Source organism: Citrobacter sp. wls718 (genome assembly GCF_005280945.1).
In the GTDB taxonomy this organism is placed as follows: domain Bacteria; phylum Pseudomonadota; class Gammaproteobacteria; order Enterobacterales; family Enterobacteriaceae; genus Citrobacter; species Citrobacter gillenii.
This window is the reverse complement of record NZ_SZWV01000079.1, coordinates 1-16,999: the sequence shown is the minus strand read 5'-3', so window position 1 is coordinate 16,999 and position 16,999 is coordinate 1. Positions and strand designations below refer to the sequence as shown.

Genomic DNA, 16,999 nt, shown 5'->3' with positions numbered 1-16,999 from the left:
CTTGCCGCGCCGCCGGTCCGGATGGTTCTGTCAGCGGGCGGTATGCTGCCCTGGCAGGACGTCACGCAGACAGCAGACTGGCTAAACGTCTGGCCTGATGAGATCTACGGTAGCACTGAAACCGGCATCCTCGCCTGGCGTTATCGCCAGCAGGATGATGTAGCATGGCAGCCCTTCCCCGACATCAGATTCCGGTCAGAAAATGATGCGTTTCGCGTATTTTCCCCGCTGATTGCTGCTGATGATGGCCTGTTGCTCGACGATATTCTGCATTTTGCAGAAAACGGTCAGTTCCGCCTGATGGGACGGCGGGGCCGGGTGGTCAAAATTGAAGAAAAGCGTATTTCGCTAAGCGAAGTAGAGCGCCGTCTGCTGGCACTGGACGGCATTTGCGACGTTGCTGCTATGCCTGTCTCACGCGGCGGACGCCAGGGCGTTGGCGTCCTGCTGGTTCTGGATAACGAAACGCGTCAACGCTGGTATCAGCGCGGAGGAAAACCACAAGAGCTGAGCTGGCGGCGCGCGCTGCGCCCATGGCTGGAGCCGGTTGCTGTTCCCCGCTACTGGCGGGTGATTGACGAAATCCCGGTGAACAGTATGAACAAGCGTGTCTATGCGCAATTACAGGAGTTATTCCATGAAACCCCATGAAATTGAGCGTCATCAGGCACAACCTCAGCAGGTGGAGATTGTTTTGCATCTCGACCCTTCTCTATTCTGGTTCTGCGGACATTTTACCGTGCAGCCACTGCTGCCCGGCGTGGCACAGATCGACTGGGTAATGCACTACGCCACCACGCTGCTCGCCCCCAACTGGCGCTTTCACAGCATTCAGAACGTGAAATTTCAGGCTCCGCTGTTACCGGAAAACACCGTCACGCTAGCCCTGGACTGGCAAGAAGAGCGCCAGATACTGACCTTCAGCTACCAGCGCCACGACGGCGAAGCGCGCCATACCGCCAGCAGCGGGAAGATCCGGTTATGCCGTTAACGTTTTCTCCCTGCGTGCTGATCCCCTGCTACAACCATGGCGCAATGATGGCCAGCGTGCTGGCACGTTTGCAGCCGTTTGGCCTGCCCTGCATTGTGGTGGATGACGGCAGCGACACCACCACGCGGGATGAACTGGCTCGCCTGGCGGCAACTCATCCCCAGCTGACCTTAATTCGTCTGCCTGAAAACGCAGGCAAAGGCGCGGCGGTGCTTAGCGGTATGCAGGCAGCGGCAGCGGCCGGGTTCAGCCACGCGGTGCAGGTAGACGCCGACGGGCAGCATGCCATTGAAGATATTCCTGAACTGCTTGCGCTGGCAGAGCTTCACCCTACAGCGCTGATTTCCGGGCAGCCGATTTACGATGATTCCATACCCCGCTCGCGCCTGTACGGACGCTGGATAACTCACGTCTGGGTGTGGATTGAAACGCTCTCGCTCCAGCTCAAAGACAGCATGTGCGGCTTTCGGGTTTATCCGGTAGCACCGACGCTACAGCTGGCGCAGCGCGTGACCCTCGGCCAGCGAATGGACTTTGATACCGAAGTGATGGTGCGCCTCTACTGGCAGGGCAATACCAGCTATTTTGTCCCCACCCGTGTCACCTATCCGCTGGACGGGCTATCGCATTTCGATGCCCTCAAAGACAACCTGCGCATTTCACGGATGCACACGCGCCTGTTTTTTGGCATGTTGCCGCGCATCCCGTCGCTGCTTTTTCGCCGCGCATCGCCACACTGGGCGCGCCAGCAGGAAGTAAAGGGATTATGGGGGATGCGCCTGATGCTACTGGTGTGGCGATTACTCGGGCGCAAAGCATTCTCCCTGCTGCTCTACCCGGTGGTCGGCGTTTACTGGCTGACGGCAACCACCGCCCGCAAAGCCTCCCAACGCTGGATTGCTCGCGTGCGTGAACAGCTAACCGCACGCCAGATGCCGCTGCCGCCATCGCTCACCAGCTATCAGCACTTCCTGCGTTTTGGCGATGCGATGCTCGATAAAATTGCCAGCTGGCGCGGCGAACTGCGGTTAGGCCGCGATGTGGTCTTTGCTCCGGGCGCTGAAGAGACGCTCAACGTTAGCTCACCGCGCGGCAAGCTACTGCTGGCCTCGCATCTGGGCGATGTTGAAGCCTGTCGCGCGCTGGCGCAATTACAGGGCAGCAAAACCATCAACGCGCTGGTGTTCAGCGACAATGCCCAGCGCTTTAAGCAAATTATGCAAGAGATGGCCCCGCAGGCCGGGCTGAATCTGCTGCCGGTAACCGATATTGGCCCGGATACTGCGATCCTGCTTAAAGAGAAGCTGGATCGCGGCGAGTGGATTGCCATCGTCGGCGATCGTATTGCAGTCAATCCGCAACGCGGCGGCGAATGGCGCGTCTGCTGGAGCCGTTTTATGGGGCAAGCGGCCCCCTTCCCGCAGGGTCCGTTTATCCTCGCCGCTATTTTACGCTGCCCGGTGGATCTGATTTTCGCCCTGCGCCAGCAGGGGAAACTGCGTATTCACTGCGAGCCTTTCGCCGACCCGCTACTGTTGCCGCGCGCCGACCGGCAAAACGCATTACAGCAAGCCATCGATCGCTACGCCGAACGTCTGGAACACTACGCGCTACAGTCGCCGCTCGACTGGTTTAACTTTTTCGATTTCTGGCAGTTGCCGGATACCAAAAACAAGGAGTAAGGGTGCTTAACGATCCCCGCTTTACGGCTGAAGTCGAGCTGACCATTCCGTTCCACGACGTCGATATGATGGGCGTGGCGTGGCACGGCAACTATTTCCGCTATTTCGAAATTGCCCGCGAGGCGCTGCTGAATCAGTTCGATTATGGCTATCGGCAGATGAAAGAATCGGGCTATCTGTGGCCGGTGGTCGATACCCGCGTCAAGTATCGCAACCCCCTGACTTTTGAGCAGCGCATTCGCGTGCGCGCGCGTATTGAGGAGTTCGAAAACCGCCTGCGCATCGGTTACGAAATTTTCGATGCCGAAACCGGCAAGCGCGCGACTACCGGTTACACCATCCAGGTGGCGGTAGAAGAGAACAGCCGCGAGCTGTGCTTTGTCAGCCCGGATATCCTGTTTGCCCGGATGGGGGTCACGCCATGAGATTTTTACCGCTGCTGGCGCTGCTTATCAGCCCATGGGTCAGCGCTCTGACGCTGGATGATCTGCAACAGCGCTTTACCGAACAGCCGGTGGTCCGCGCTCACTTCGATCAAACCCGCACCATTAAGGATCTGCCGCAGCCGCTACGATCGCAGGGTAACATGTTGATCGCACGTGACCAGGGATTGCTGTGGGACCAAACGTCCCCGTTCCCGATGCAGCTGCTGCTCGATGACAAACGGATGGTACAGGTGATCAACGGCCAGCCGCCGCAAACCCTCACCGCCGAGAACAACCCGCAGATGTTCCAGTTCAACCATCTGCTGCGCGCGCTGTTCCAGGCGGATCGTAACGTGCTGGAACAGAACTTCCGCGTGGCGTTTACCGACAAAGGTGAAGGCCGCTGGACGCTGCGCCTGACGCCGATCACCACGCCGCTGGATAAGATTTTCGCGACCATTGATTTAGCCGGAAAAACTTATCTGGAGAGCATTCAACTGAACGATAAGCAGGGCGATCGCACCGACATCACGCTTTCCCAACACCAACTGACGCCCGCACAGCTGACTGATGATGAACGCCAACGCTTTGCCGCCCAGTAAACGTCCCGCGCTGCTGTGGGGAATCGCCTGCCTGATCCTGTTGGGCGTGTTGCTGACGCTGTTGCCTCAGGCACGGCTTAACAGCAGCGTCCTGGCAATGCTGCCCAAGCAGACGCTGGGGGCGATCCCGCCGAGCCTCAACGACGGCTTTATGCAGCGCCTTGACCGGCAACTGGTCTGGCTGGTAAGCCCCGGGAAAAAAGCCGACCCGCAGGTTGCCCGCAGCTGGCTGTCGCTATTACAAAAATCGCAGGCGCTGGCTGAGGTCAAAGGCCCGATGGACGCCGACAGCCAGCAGGCCTGGGGCGCTTTCTTCTGGCAGCACCGCAACGGCCTGATCGATAGCGACACCCGCGCCCGCCTACAAAACGGCGGTGAAGCGCAGGCGCAATGGATACTTTCCCAGCTCTACTCTGCTTTTTCCGGCGTCAGCGGCAAAGAGCTGCAAAACGACCCGCTGATGCTGATGCGCGGCTCGCAGTTGGCAATGGCCAAAAACGGCCAGCGCCTGCGGCTGATGGACGGCTGGCTGGTGGCTCAGGATGATCAGGGTAACTACTGGTACCTGCTGCACGGCGAGCTGGCCGGTTCGTCGTTTGACATGCAGCAGACGCACCAGTTGGTCACCACGCTCAATACGCTGGAAGGTGAGCTCAAGGCGCAATATCCGCAGGCGCAGCTGTTGTCTCGCGGGACCATGTTCTACAGCGATTACGCCAGCCAGCAGGCGAAGCGGGATGTTTCGACCCTCGGTGTCGCCACCCTGCTTGGGGTGATTTTGCTGATTGTGGCGGTGTTCCGTTCCCTGCGCCCGCTGCTGCTGTGTCTGATTTCGATCGGCATTGGCGCGCTGGCAGGCACCGTCGTCACGTTGCTGATTTTTGGCGAGCTGCACCTGATGACGCTGGTGATGAGCATGAGCATCATCGGGATCTCCGCCGACTACACGCTCTACTATCTGACCGAGCGGATGGTGCACGGCGCAGAAACCTCACCGTGGCAAAGCCTCAGCAAAGTGCGCAATGCCCTGCTGCTGGCGCTGCTTACCACCGTGGCGGCGTATCTGATTATGATGCTCGCCCCCTTCCCCGGCATTCGTCAGATGGCGGTATTCGCGGCGGTGGGCCTGAGCGCTTCCTGCCTGACGGTGATTTTCTGGCATCCGTGGCTGTGTCGTGGGCTGCCGGTGCGCCCGGTTCCGGCGATGGTACTGATGCTACGCTGGCTTGCCGCATGGCGACGCAATAAAAAGCTTTCCGTCGGCTTGCCGGTGGCGCTGGCCCTGTTCTCGCTGGCGGGTCTTGCCACACTGCGCGTGGACGATGATATCTCGCAGCTTCAGGCGCTGCCGCAGGATATTTTGGCACAGGAAAAAGCGATTACCGCGCTGACCGGGCAGAGTGTCGATCAGAAGTGGTTTGTGGTGTACGGCAAGTCTGCACAGCAAACGCTGGAACGGCTGGAAGCCTTTACTGCTGCGCTGGAGCAGGCGAAAAAAGAGGGATGGCTTGGCGGGTATCGCACTATTCCGCTGAATTCACTCGCCCGCCAGCAGCAGGATCTCAGCCTGCTGAAAAACGCTGCGCCAGCCGTCATCAAAGCCCTGAACAACGCCGGGCTGGCGACGGTAAACCCCGATCTTAACGCCATGCCGGTAACGATCGATGCCTGGCTTGCTAGCCCGGCCAGCGAAGGCTGGCGGCTGCTGTGGATAACGCTGGCCGATGGCGAAAGCGGCGTGTTGGTACCGGTTGAAGGGATGAAAAACAGCGCTGCATTAAACACCCTCAGTACCCAATACACCGGCGTCGCGTGGGTGGATCGGAAAAGCAGCTTCGACGAACTGTTCGCGCTGTATCGCCATATTTTGACCGGCCTGCTGTTGGTGGCGCTGGCGGTGATTGCCTGCGGCGCAGTGGTGCGACTTGGCTGGAGCAAAGGGCTAATCAGTCTCGTGCCATCGGTATTATCGCTGGGCTGCGGTCTGGCAGTGCTGGCGCTGAGCGGCCATGCAGTCAATTTGTTCTCGCTGCTGGCGCTGGTGCTGGTACTCGGCATCGGCATTAACTACACGCTGTTTTTCAGCAATCCGCGCGGCACACCGTTAACCTCATTTTTAGCGATTACGCTGGCGATGCTGACCACGCTGCTGACCCTCGGCATGCTGGTTTTCAGTGCCACCCAGGCTATCAGCAGCTTTGGTATCGTGCTGGTGAGCGGCATTTTCACCGCCTTCCTGCTGTCACCGCTGGCGATGCCAGTGAAAAAGAGAAAAAAACACGATGAGTAAACTGATATTTCGTTGGTTGAGTGGGCTTTTGCCGGATGGCGGCGTTGCCTTATCCGGCCTACGTCAGCACATCAATTGTAGGCCGGATAAGCGCAGCGCCATCCGGCGGGGCCTGCTTGTCGCCACGCTGATGCTGGCCGGTTGCAGCCACTCACAGCCCGAACAAGAAGGCCGACCACAGGCGTGGCTGGAGCCGGGCGCACGCGTGACGCTACCCGCGCCGGGGATCTCTCCGGCGGTCAGTTCCCAGCAGCTCCTCACCGGCAGCTTTAACGGCAAAACCCAGTCGCTGCTGGTGATGCTTAACGCCGATGATAAAAAACTCACCCTGGCAGGCCTCTCCTCTGTCGGTATCCGCCTGTTCCTCGTCACTTACGATGAAAAAGGACTGCATGCCGAACAGTCGATCGTGGTGCCGCAGCTGCCGCCCGCCAGCCAGGTTCTGGCCGACGTGATGCTCAGCCACTGGCCGATTAGCGCCTGGCAGTCGCAGCTGCCGAAGGGCTGGACGCTCACCGATATCGGCGACAAGCGCGAACTGCGCAACGCCCGCGGCAAGCTGGTCACCGAAATCACCTACCTGAACCGCAAAGGCAAGCGCGAGCCAATCAGCATCGAACAGCACGTGTTTAAATACCACATCACCATTCAATACCTGGGTGACTGAGATGATCTACATTTCTGCGGTTGGTATGATTAACGCACTGGGCAACAACGCCGATGAAATAGCCGCCAACCTGATGCGCGGCGTGGCTCCCGGTATGCGCCCGCGCACCGGCTGGCTTCAGGGCCATCCGCATGCGGTGTTAGCCGGCGTTGACGGTGAACTGCCGACGATCCCCGATGAATTTAGCGCTCACCGTTCGCGCAATAATCAGCTGCTGCTGGCGGCGCTCGCGCAAATCCAGCCGCAGGTAGATGACGCCATTGCGCAGTTTGGTCGCGACCGCGTTGCCGTGGTGCTCGGCACCAGCACCTCCGGGCTGGACGAAGGCGACGTGCATGTTGATCTCACGCTCAACGGCAAAGCGAGCAGCGCTTGGCAGTACCCGCAGCAGGAGCTGGGCGACCCGTCGCGCTTTCTCAGCCACTGGCTGGCATTGGACGGCCCGGCGTTTACGCTCTCTACCGCCTGCTCCTCCAGCGCCCGCGCGATCATGAGCGGACGCCGCCTGATTGAATCCGGGCTGGCGGACGTGGCGATTGTCGGCGGGGCGGACACGCTAAGCCGGATGCCCATCAACGGTTTCCACAGCCTGGAATCACTCTCGCCAACGTTATGCCAGCCATTTGGTCGCGACCGCTGCGGGATTACCATCGGTGAAGGTGCGGCGCTGATGCTGCTGACCCGCGAACCGCAGCAGATTGCGCTGCTGGGCGTCGGCGAATCCAGCGATGCGTACCATATTTCGGCCCCGCATCCGCAGGGCGAAGGGGCGATTCGCGCCATTCGTCAGGCGCTTAACGACGCGGGGATGACGCCAGAGCAGGTGGGCTATATCAATCTGCACGGCACCGCCACGCCGCTGAACGATAAAATTGAGGCTAACGTAGTGAACACGCTATTTGGCGAAAGCGTCCCGTGCAGTTCGACTAAACATCTGACCGGACACTCGCTGGGTGCTGCGGGGATCACCGAAGCCGCCATCAGCATGCTGATTTTGCAGCGCGACCTGCCGCTGCCGCCGCAGGATTTCAGCCAGTCGCCGCGCGATGAAACGCTGCCTGCCTGCGGGATTATCGAGCGCCAGCAGCTGCTACCGCGCCCGGTCATCCTGTCAAACTCGTTTGCCTTTGGCGGCAATAACGCCAGTATCCTGCTCGGGAGAATGCCATGAGCCACTATTTAGCGCCCGAAGACTATCTGCCTCACGATGCGCCGATGCTGCTGCTTGAAGAAGTGGTTAGCGTGACGGACGACTCCGCTACCTGCCGCGTCACGGTATCGCCCGACGGCGTACTGGCCCCGTTTCTTGATACAGCAGGCAATCTGCCCGGCTGGTTCGCCCTGGAGCTGATGGCGCAGACCGTTGGCGTGTGGTCCGGCTGGCACCGTCATCAGGCGGGCCAGGCCAGCATCTCCTTAGGCATGGTGCTCGGCGCACGTGAATTAATCTGTGCGGCGGGAATATTGCCAGGTGGCCTGACGCTGGATATTAGCGTCACGCTGCTGATGCAAGATGCACGTTTTGGCAGCTTTGAATGCGCCATTCAGGCAGGTGAAGAGATGCTGGCAAGCGGTCGCGTCAACACCTTCCAGCCGACAGCGGAAGAACTTAACACCCTATTTCAACAAGGAGCGTCCGCATGAGTCGTTCAGTTTTGGTTACCGGCGCCAGCAAGGGCATCGGTCGCGCCATCGCCCGCCAGCTGGCGGCGGACGGCTTTGTGGTCGGCGTTCACTATCATCGCGATGCGCAAGGCGCCCAGCAGACGTTAGATTCGATTCTCGCCGCTGGCGGCACAGGCCGTCTGCTGACGTTCGACGTTGCCAACCGCGAGCAGTGCCGTGAAGTGCTGGAGCAAGATAACGACGCGCACGGTGCGTGGTACGGCATCGTCAGCAATGCCGGCATTACCCGCGATGCGGCCTTCCCGGCGCTCAGCGATAACGACTGGGATGCGGTGATCCACACCAACCTCGACAGCTTCTATAACGTTATCCAGCCGTGCATGATGCCGATGATTAGCGCTCGTCAGGGTGGGCGAATCATTACCTTATCGTCGGTTTCCGGCGTGATGGGCAATCGCGGCCAGGTCAACTACAGCGCCGCCAAGGCAGGTATCATCGGAGCCACCAAAGCGCTGGCGATTGAGCTGGCAAAACGCAAAATTACCGTCAACTGCATCGCGCCGGGGCTGATTGATACCGGGATGATCGAAATGGAAGAGGCCGCGCTGAAAGAAGCCATGTCGATGATCCCGATGAAACGGATGGGCCAGGCCGATGAAGTGGCCGGGCTTGCCAGCTATTTAATGTCGGATATCGCGGGTTACGTCACCCGCCAGGTGATTTCTATCAATGGAGGGATGCTATGACGCGTCGCGTGGTCATTACAGGGATGGGCGGCGTCACCGCCTTTGGGGAAAACTGGCAGGATGTCTCCGCCAGGCTACTGGCGTATGAAAACGCGGTGCGCAAAATGCCGGAGTGGCAGGTTTATGACGGGCTGCACACGCTGCTGGGCGCGCCGGTCGATGATTTCACCCCACCGGAGCACTATACCCGCAAGCGTATTCGCTCTATGGGTCGCGTGTCGCTGATGTCCACCCGCGCGACCGAACTGGCGCTGGAGCAGGCCGGGCTGATTGGCGATGCGGTGCTGACCAACGGTGAAACCGGGATTGCCTACGGCTCGTCAACCGGCAGCACCGGTCCGGTGAGCGAGTTCGCCACCATGCTGACCGAGAAGCACACCAACAATATTACCGGCACCACCTACGTGCAGATGATGCCGCACACTACCGCCGTCAACACCGGGCTATTTTTCGGCCTGCGTGGGCGAGTGATCCCCACCTCCAGCGCCTGCACCTCCGGCAGCCAGGCGATTGGCTACGCATGGGAAGCGATTCGTCACGGCTACCAAACGGTGATGGTCGCAGGCGGCGCGGAAGAGCTGTGTCCGTCGGAAGCGGCGGTGTTTGATACCCTGTTCGCCACCAGCCAGCGCAACGACGAACCGAAAACCACGCCCTCGCCCTTTGATGAACATCGCGACGGGCTGGTAATTGGCGAAGGCGCAGGCACGTTGATTCTGGAAGAGCTTGAGCACGCCAAAGCGCGCGGCGCGACAATTTACGGTGAGATTATCGGTTTTGCCACCAACTGCGATGCGGCGCATATCACCCAGCCGCAGCGCGAGACGATGCAGATTTGCATGGAGCAGTCGCTGAAAATGGCGGGCTTACGCGCGCGGGATATCGGTTATATTTCAGCCCACGGCACGGCGACCGATCGAGGTGATATTGCAGAAAGTCAGGCAACCGCCGCCATTTACGGTGATAATGTGCCGCTGTCCTCGCTCAAAAGTTATTTTGGCCATACCCTTGGCGCCTGTGGCGCGCTGGAAGCCTGGATGAGTTTGCAAATGATGCGCGAAGGCTGGTTTGCGCCTACGCTAAATTTAAGCCAGCCTGATGCCAACTGTGGCGCGCTGGATTACATTATGGGTGAAGCCCGCAAGATTGATTGTGAGTTCCTGCAGAGCAATAACTTTGCGTTTGGCGGCATAAATACTTCTATTATCATCAAACGTTGGCCCTGATATGTACCGGATCGTTGTTGGGAAAGTTTCTGTTTTAAGCGCTGGCACCCTGCCTCGCGCGTTGTATGAACAGGCGCCGCAAGGTGCGCGCCGCACGCGCTGGCTGGCTGGCCGCGTGCTGCTTTCCCATGCCTTGTCACCACTGCCTGACATTGTCTATGGTGAGCAGGGAAAACCGGCATTCTCAGGCGACACGCCGCTATGGTTTAATCTCAGCCACAGCGGGGATGACATCGCCCTGCTGCTCAGTGATGAAGGGGAAGTCGGCTGCGATATTGAAGTCGTGCGCCCCCGTGATAACTGGCGGACGCTGGCAAATACAGTATTCAGCCTTGGGGAACATGCCGAAGTCGAAGCTGAACGCCCGGACCACCAGCTGGCGGCGTTCTGGCGCATCTGGACGCGCAAAGAGGCCATCGTTAAGCAACGTGGCGGCAGCGCCTGGCAAATTGTCAGCGTCGACAGCACTACCCTGACGTCCTCACTCTCTGTCAGTCAGTGCCAGCTCGATACCCTGAGCCTGGCCGTGTGTACGCCAACGCCGTTTACATTGACCGCCGACGCCGTGCAGAGAGTGTAATTCCGCATGCCCTGTACGCCACATAAAAGGTTAACTTTAGATGCAACGAGTCACCATTACTCTCGATGACGATTTACTGGAAACGCTGGACAGCCTGAGCCAGCGCCGGGGTTATAACAACCGTTCCGAAGCCATCCGCGACATTTTGCGCGGCGCGCTGTCCCAGGAAAGCACGCAAGAGCATGGCACCCAGGGCTTTGCGGTGCTCTCCTATGTTTATGAACATGAGAAACGTGACTTAGCCAGCCGTATTGTCTCGACCCAGCATCACCACCACGACTTGTCGGTCGCCACACTGCACGTGCACATCAACCATGACGACTGCCTGGAAATCGCGGTGCTGAAAGGCGATATGGGCGATGTTCAGCATTTTGCCGATGACGTTATCTCCCAACGCGGCGTGCGCCACGGCCATTTGCAGTGCCTGCCGAAAGAAGAGTAATGGCTGGGTTCGTTGCCGGATGGCGGCTGCACCTTATCCGGCCTACCATTCACAAACGGGAACGGACGTAGGCCGGGCAAGCGAAGCGCCCCGGGCAATACAGGATATTTATGCCATCGTGCCAATCGTCTTCCTGAAGCGTAGTAAGGCGACCAGAAAGAACGCGCTACCTATCGCCAGTAACGTCAGGAACTGCGGCCAGACGATACCCAACCCGGCACCGCGATAGAGAATCGCCTGCGCCAGGCTGACAAAGTGGGTCGTCGGCATGGTTAGCATGATGTCCTGCACCGTCTGCGGCATGCTTTCACGCGGAGTAGAGCCGCCGGAGAGCATCTGCAACGGTAGCAGCACCAGAATCATCAGCAGTCCCAGCTGCGGCATCGACCGCGCCAGCGTACCCATAAAAATGCCGATCGAGGTGGTGGCAAACAGGCTCAGCGCCACGCCCAGCATAAACAGCGGGATTGAGCCTTCAATCGGCACGCCAAGCACCCCTTTCACCATCAGCATCAGCGACAGACCGGAAACCACCAGCACCACCAGCCCCATCGACCAGATTTTTGCCATCATGATCTCAAACGGCGTCACCGGCATCACCAGCAGGTGTTCGATCGTCCCGTGCTCGCGCTCGCGGATCAGCGCCGATCCGGTGAGCACAATCGCTAGCATGGTGATGTTATTGATAATGGCCATCACGGCCCCGAAGCGCGCAGGCTCCAGATTAGGGTTAAAGCGCATGCGCATTTCCAGCGCCACCGGCAGATCAGCATTGTCGCGGTAACGCGCCACAAAGCTGTTCACCTCACCGCTGATAATATTCTGGATATAGCTGTTGCCGGTAAAGGCCTGACTCATCCGCGTGGCATCGACGTTGACCTGGATATCCGGCTGTCGCCCGGCCAACACATCACGCTGAAAATCAGGTGGAATATTCACAGCAAAGGTATAGCGACCGGCATCCAGCCCGGCATCCATTTCATCGGCGGTGATCATCTCCGGCGGTAAAAACCACGGGCGATAAAAACTGTTCACAATGCGATTCGACAGCTGCGACTGGTCCATATCAGTAATGGCAATCGGCGCCAGATGCAGCGAACCCGGCAACACGGTGGCGGAGGAATACACCGAAATCGTGAAAGCGAAGACGATCAGTGTCAGCATCGCTTTGTCGCCCAGCAGGCTACGTAACTCTTTGATGCCAAGGTTATAAATATTACGTAATCGGCGCATCACCCCTCCTGTTTTTTCAGCAGTAATACGCTGAGGCCAATTACCACCGGAATGGCTACCGCCAGCGGGATAAACAGCGACCAGAGATCGGCCAGATCCAGCGCTTTCGAGAACGTGCCACGCGCAATGGTCAGAAAATGGCTGGTCGGGTAAATTTCACCTATCCACCGCCCCGGTCCTTCCAGCGAGGCGACCGGATCGATCATCCCGGAAAACTGCGTCGCCGGGATAAGCGTAATAATCGCGGTACCAAAAATGGCAGCGATCTGACTTTTCATAAACGTGGAGGTAAGCAGCCCAAGCCCGGTAGCAATGGTGATGTACAGCAGTGCGGCGAGCGTCAGAGTCAAAAAACTGCCCTTGTGCTGCACGCCGAAGACAAACACCGACAGCGCGCACAGCAGCAGGAAGTTCAGCATCCCCAGCACGATGTACGGCAACTGTTTACCGAGTAAAAACTCGCTGCGGGTGGTCGGCGTGACGTACAGGTTGATGATCGACCCCAGCTCTTTCTCCCGCACCACGCTCAGGGCGCTGAGCATGGAGGGGATCATCATCAGCAGCAGCGGGATCACCGCCGGAACAATCGCCGGCAAGCTCTTCACATCCGGGTTATAGCGATAGCGTGTTTCAATGGTCATCAGCCCATTTTGCCCGCTGGCATTGGGCTGACGCGCCATCACATCCTGCAGCCAGGTCTGGTGCATCGCCTGCACATAGCCTCTGACCGTTTCCGCACGACTCGGCATCGCGCCATCGACCCAAACGCCAATCTTCACCGGCGTGCCGCGCGCAATATCGCGGCCAAAATTCGGCGGGATTTCTATCGCCACCGCCACCTCGCCCGAGCGCATCCGTTTGTCCAGCTCGTCATAGCTGGTGAGCGGTGGCTGTTCGATAAAATAGCGTGACCCCGCCAGATTCAACGACCACGCCTGGCTGCTGACGGTCTGGTCACGGTCGAGCACCGCAAAGCGCAGGTTTTCCACGTCCATGCTGATGCCGTAGCCCATGATCAGCATCAGGATCACCGTGCCCAGCAGCGCCAGCGTCGAGCGCACCGGGTCACGTCGCAACTCCAGCGCTTCACGACGGCTGTAGCTAAACAGGCGCCGCAGGCTAAACCCCTGGCGCGGAGGTTTACTGTGCTGCTCTACGGCTGGCGCATCCGCTGGTGGCAGCGGCGCAACGGGCGCCGGGCCTGCCGCCTCCTGCAGCCAGGAGATAAACGCCTCTTCCAGACTGGCAGCACCGCGCTGCGTCACCAGTTCCTGCGGCGTACCGCTGGCGAGCACTTTTCCGGCGTGCATCAGCGACATGCGGTCGCAGCGCTCCGCTTCGTTCATAAAGTGGGTGGAGATAAAAATGGTCACTTTATCCTGACGCGAGAGGTCAACCATCAGCTGCCAGAACATGTCTCTCGCCACCGGATCGACCCCGGAGGTCGGCTCATCGAGGATTAACATTTCCGGGCGATGGATCACCGCCACCGCCAGCGACAGGCGTTGGCGAATTCCCAGCGGTAGCGCACCGGGCAGCATGTCCTCGACCTCGGTCAGCATAAAACGCTCACTCATCTCTTGTACGCGACCGGGGATTTCTGGGGTGGGGATATGGAACAGACGCGCATGCAATTCGAGGTTTTGCCGCACGGTCAGCTCGCTGTAGAGCGAAAACGCCTGTGACATGTAGCCTACCCGGCGGCGGGTATCGATATTCTTCGGATCAACCGCTTGCCCAAATAGCCACGCCTCACCTTCGCTGGCGGGTAGCAGTCCGGTGAGCATCTTCATGGTGGTGGATTTACCGCAACCGTTAGAGCCGAGAAAGCCGAAGATCTCCCCGCGCGGAATGCGGAAGTTAACGTGGTCAACGGCGACGAACTTACCGAAGCGCATGGTCAGATCTTTCGCCTCGATAGCAATCTCTTCCTGCTCAGCGTGATACGGCGGGATCACCACCGGCTTGTGCGCCTGACGCTGGGCTTCGGGTAACAGCCCGATAAACGCCTGCTCCAGCGTGTGGGTTGCCGTTTGTTCACGCAATTGCTGTGCGCTCCCGGTGGCTAACACCTCACCGGCGTTCATCGCCACCAGCCAGTCGAAGCGCTCGGCCTCTTCCATATAGGCGGTGGCGACCAGCACGCTCATGTTGGTCTGCCGCTGACGAATGCTGTTAATCAGATCCCAGAACTGGGCGCGGGACAACGGGTCTACCCCGGTGGTCGGTTCATCAAGGATGAGTAATTCCGGGTCGTGGATCAGCGCACAGCACAGCCCCAGTTTTTGCTTCATCCCGCCCGAGAGCTTCCCTGCAGGACGGTCGCGAAACGGCGCCAGCCCGGTGCTGTTCAGCAGCTCGGTAATGCGCGCCTCGCGCTCGGCCTTACCATGGCCGAACAGCCGGGCGAAGAAGTCGACGTTCTCGTACACCGACAGCGTGTGATAGAGGTTTTTCCCCAGCCCTTGCGGCATCCAGGCAATTCGCGGGCAGACATCCCGGCGATGTTTTGGGTCGCGCATATCGCCGCCCAGCACCCTCACGTTGCCGTGTTCAATCACCCGCGCGCCGGAGATAAGCGACAACAGGCTTGATTTACCGACACCGTCCGGGCCAATCAGTCCGACCATACAGCGAGCGGGGATATCCAGCGTGATATTGTTAAGCGCGACCGTTTTCCCGTAATGCTGACTCACGCCGTCAAGGTGCGCCACGGGAGGAACGGAAAGATGCGCATGGTGCGTCATTGCGGCAACCTCACCACCAGGTCGTCAGGCCAGGCGCGACTTTCATCCAGCCGCACCCACGCCATGCCCGGCAGACCGGTTTTCACGTACTCCAGATGCTGCTGCAACAGCTCTGGTGGGATACGCGCTTTGACGCGGAACATCAGCTTCAGCCGCTCATCGCTGGTTTCGACCGTTTTCGGCGTGAACTGCGCGACGCTGGCCACAAAGCTGATGGTCGCAGGGATGCGCAGATCGGGCGCAGCATCCAGTACCAGGCGCGCTTCACCGCCAATCTTCAGTAAGCCAGCCTGTTCAGTAGGTAAAAAGAACGTCATATAGACATCGCTGAGATCGACCATATTCAGCACGCGTCCACCCGCGGAAAGTACCTCTCCCGGTTCAGCCACCCGGTACTGCACGCGGCCATCGCGTGGCGCTTTCAGCTCGCTATCATCAATATCAGCCGCAATGCGACGTTCAGTAGCCTGCGCGGCTTCTACGCGGGTCTGCGCCTGAATGATACTGGTGCGAGCGGCTTCAATCGCCGCTTTTGCCGCAGAGACCTGCGCCTTTGCGGATTCCAGCGCGGCGCGCGCACTTTCTGCCGCAGCCCTGTCGTCATCCAGCTGTTGCTCAGACACGGCTCCACGCTGGGACAGCGAGCGGGAACGCACGTGACGTTTAGAGACCGACTGCAGCTCTGCCTCGCGCTGTTTTACCACCGACTGCGCGGCGCGCATTTCACTCTGCCGCTGCTCCAGTAGCGCCCGCGCTGCCGCCACCGCGCTTTCCGCTTCTTTGATTTGGGCGACCGCTTCCAGCCGCTGCTCCTGCAACACGCGGGTATCCATTTTCGCCAATACCTCACCCTGACGAACGAACTGCCCTTCCGACACAAGGATCGTGTCAATCCGCCCGGCAATCTTGGTGGCAATATCCACTTCGGTGGCTTCAATTCTGCCGTTGCTGGCTGCGAACCCCTCCGGTATTCCCGCAGGACGTAACATCCACCAGGCTATCGCGGCTACCACAACCAGGATGCCCGCCCCCCACCACACCAGATGACGCTTCAACTTATCCATATTCGACCCGCCGTAATCCCTGTTTTCAAACGATGCGTGTCACAAAGCCCACTGAACAGCTATTCAGCGGGAGATTCCATCCGGGATGAGAAGGAATGAGGAACAAAGGCCAGACGGTGGACAGGCGTCACGACGACGCTCACCGCGAAGGAAGTGAATGATGAAGATGCTGTGAAATCGGGTAGTAATGTTGTCATCATCAGCGTTCCTGGCCGTAAATGAAACACGCATACTCATAACTGCTATCTATTGAATACTAACACCTGGATTCGAGATGTCTATTCGTTGTGGTGGACGCTGGCCGCAAGCATTGCAGGAAATCACAAATCTGTTAAAAGTTAACCAGGAAGCTGACATTAATGAATACCATTACGTATCACGCCTGAGAGAGCAATCGAGATCGACATATGAAATTTAATCTGAAACCCTTTGAGCTAAATGTCATCCGTATCCTCGCAGAAACGCGCAGTATCAGTATAAGCGCGGATAAAACCAAAATCTCGCAGGCAAACCTGAGTCGGATGCTGACATCGCTGGAGGATAAAATTGGCGCCAAAATATTCGACAGGGGCACACGGCCGCTGACTTTAACACGTTTTGGTAATGAGCTACTTCCTTACATCATCAGTAGCCTGGAGAAAAACCAGGAGATTACGGGTGATGCTGCCAACTTACTGA

General features: G+C 58.9%; 16 protein-coding genes and 1 pseudogene. 14 read left to right on the top strand and 3 right to left on the bottom strand.

From position 1 onward, the window contains the following. The 13 genes and pseudogenes from FDW95_RS23920 to nikR form a co-directional block, all read left to right on the top strand. A pseudogene (locus FDW95_RS23920) lies at positions 1-651 on the top strand (AMP-dependent synthetase); the annotation flags it as partial. Beyond that, positions 638-991: a beta-hydroxyacyl-ACP dehydratase gene (locus tag FDW95_RS15605; protein WP_115257255.1), complete on the top strand. Its 354-nt coding sequence runs from the start codon at positions 638-640 to the stop codon at positions 989-991. The pseudogene FDW95_RS23920 and the gene FDW95_RS15605, both read left to right, overlap by 14 nt. Then, on the top strand, positions 982-2,673 hold the full coding sequence (locus FDW95_RS15600; RefSeq protein WP_115257254.1) for a glycosyltransferase: 1,692 nt from the start codon (positions 982-984) through the stop codon (positions 2,671-2,673). The genes FDW95_RS15605 and FDW95_RS15600 overlap by 10 nt, the downstream gene beginning before the upstream one ends. A 2-nt stretch (positions 2,674-2,675) precedes the next feature. Then, positions 2,676-3,098 carry a thioesterase family protein gene (locus FDW95_RS15595; protein ID WP_115257253.1) on the top strand — a complete coding sequence of 141 codons (423 nt, stop codon included), beginning with the start codon at positions 2,676-2,678 and terminating at the stop codon, positions 3,096-3,098. Then, on the top strand, positions 3,095-3,700 hold the full coding sequence (locus tag FDW95_RS15590) for an outer membrane lipoprotein carrier protein LolA (protein WP_115257252.1): 606 nt from the start codon (positions 3,095-3,097) through the stop codon (positions 3,698-3,700). Before FDW95_RS15595 ends, FDW95_RS15590 begins: the two co-directional genes overlap by 4 nt. Continuing rightward, a complete protein-coding gene (locus FDW95_RS15585) occupies positions 3,669-5,990 on the top strand; it encodes an MMPL family transporter (RefSeq protein ID WP_115257251.1) in 2,322 nt (773 codons plus the stop codon). The genes FDW95_RS15590 and FDW95_RS15585 overlap by 32 nt, the downstream gene beginning before the upstream one ends. A 130-nt stretch (positions 5,991-6,120) precedes the next feature. After that, positions 6,121-6,657, top strand: coding sequence for a DUF3261 domain-containing protein (locus FDW95_RS15580; protein WP_115259890.1), 537 nt, complete (start codon positions 6,121-6,123; stop codon positions 6,655-6,657). Between the two features lies 1 nt (position 6,658). Further along, positions 6,659-7,828: a beta-ketoacyl-[acyl-carrier-protein] synthase family protein gene (locus FDW95_RS15575; RefSeq protein WP_115257250.1), complete on the top strand. Its 1,170-nt coding sequence runs from the start codon at positions 6,659-6,661 to the stop codon at positions 7,826-7,828. Next, complete coding sequence (locus FDW95_RS15570) at positions 7,825-8,301, top strand: 3-hydroxy-fatty acyl-ACP dehydratase (RefSeq protein ID WP_115257249.1); 477 nt, start codon at positions 7,825-7,827, stop codon at positions 8,299-8,301. Before FDW95_RS15575 ends, FDW95_RS15570 begins: the two co-directional genes overlap by 4 nt. Next, positions 8,298-9,029 carry a 3-ketoacyl-ACP reductase FabG2 gene (locus FDW95_RS15565; RefSeq protein WP_115257248.1) on the top strand — a complete coding sequence of 244 codons (732 nt, stop codon included), beginning with the start codon at positions 8,298-8,300 and terminating at the stop codon, positions 9,027-9,029. The genes FDW95_RS15570 and FDW95_RS15565 overlap by 4 nt, the downstream gene beginning before the upstream one ends. Beyond that, positions 9,026-10,255 carry a beta-ketoacyl-ACP synthase gene (locus FDW95_RS15560; RefSeq protein ID WP_115257247.1) on the top strand — a complete coding sequence of 410 codons (1,230 nt, stop codon included), beginning with the start codon at positions 9,026-9,028 and terminating at the stop codon, positions 10,253-10,255. The genes FDW95_RS15565 and FDW95_RS15560 overlap by 4 nt, the downstream gene beginning before the upstream one ends. A gap of 1 nt (position 10,256) precedes the next feature. Further along, positions 10,257-10,835, top strand: a complete 579-nt coding sequence (acpT, locus tag FDW95_RS15555) for a 4'-phosphopantetheinyl transferase AcpT (RefSeq protein WP_115257246.1) — start codon at positions 10,257-10,259, stop codon at positions 10,833-10,835. Positions 10,836-10,875: 40 nt separating this feature from the next. Further along, positions 10,876-11,277 carry a nickel-responsive transcriptional regulator NikR gene (gene nikR, locus FDW95_RS15550; protein ID WP_096759193.1) on the top strand — a complete coding sequence of 134 codons (402 nt, stop codon included), beginning with the start codon at positions 10,876-10,878 and terminating at the stop codon, positions 11,275-11,277. Between the two features lie 108 nt (positions 11,278-11,385). Here the strand turns inward: nikR and FDW95_RS15545 are convergent, their stop codons facing one another. From FDW95_RS15545 to FDW95_RS15535, 3 genes are read right to left on the bottom strand one after another with little or no spacing between them, the layout of a single operon-like run. Then, positions 11,386-12,510 carry an ABC transporter permease gene (locus FDW95_RS15545; protein WP_115257245.1) on the bottom strand — a complete coding sequence of 375 codons (1,125 nt, stop codon included), beginning with the start codon at positions 12,508-12,510 and terminating at the stop codon, positions 11,386-11,388. Next, complete coding sequence (rbbA, locus tag FDW95_RS15540) at positions 12,510-15,257, bottom strand: ribosome-associated ATPase/putative transporter RbbA (protein WP_115257244.1); 2,748 nt, start codon at positions 15,255-15,257, stop codon at positions 12,510-12,512. Before rbbA ends, FDW95_RS15545 begins: the two co-directional genes overlap by 1 nt. Further along, positions 15,254-16,321, bottom strand: a complete 1,068-nt coding sequence (locus FDW95_RS15535; protein ID WP_115257243.1) for an HlyD family efflux transporter periplasmic adaptor subunit — start codon at positions 16,319-16,321, stop codon at positions 15,254-15,256. Before FDW95_RS15535 ends, rbbA begins: the two co-directional genes overlap by 4 nt. Before the next feature lie 407 nt (positions 16,322-16,728). On the opposite strand from FDW95_RS15535, the gene FDW95_RS15530 reads away from it, so the two are divergent. Beyond that, on the top strand, positions 16,729-16,999 hold a 271-nt coding region (locus tag FDW95_RS15530; RefSeq protein ID WP_137363544.1), incomplete at its 3' end, for a LysR family transcriptional regulator.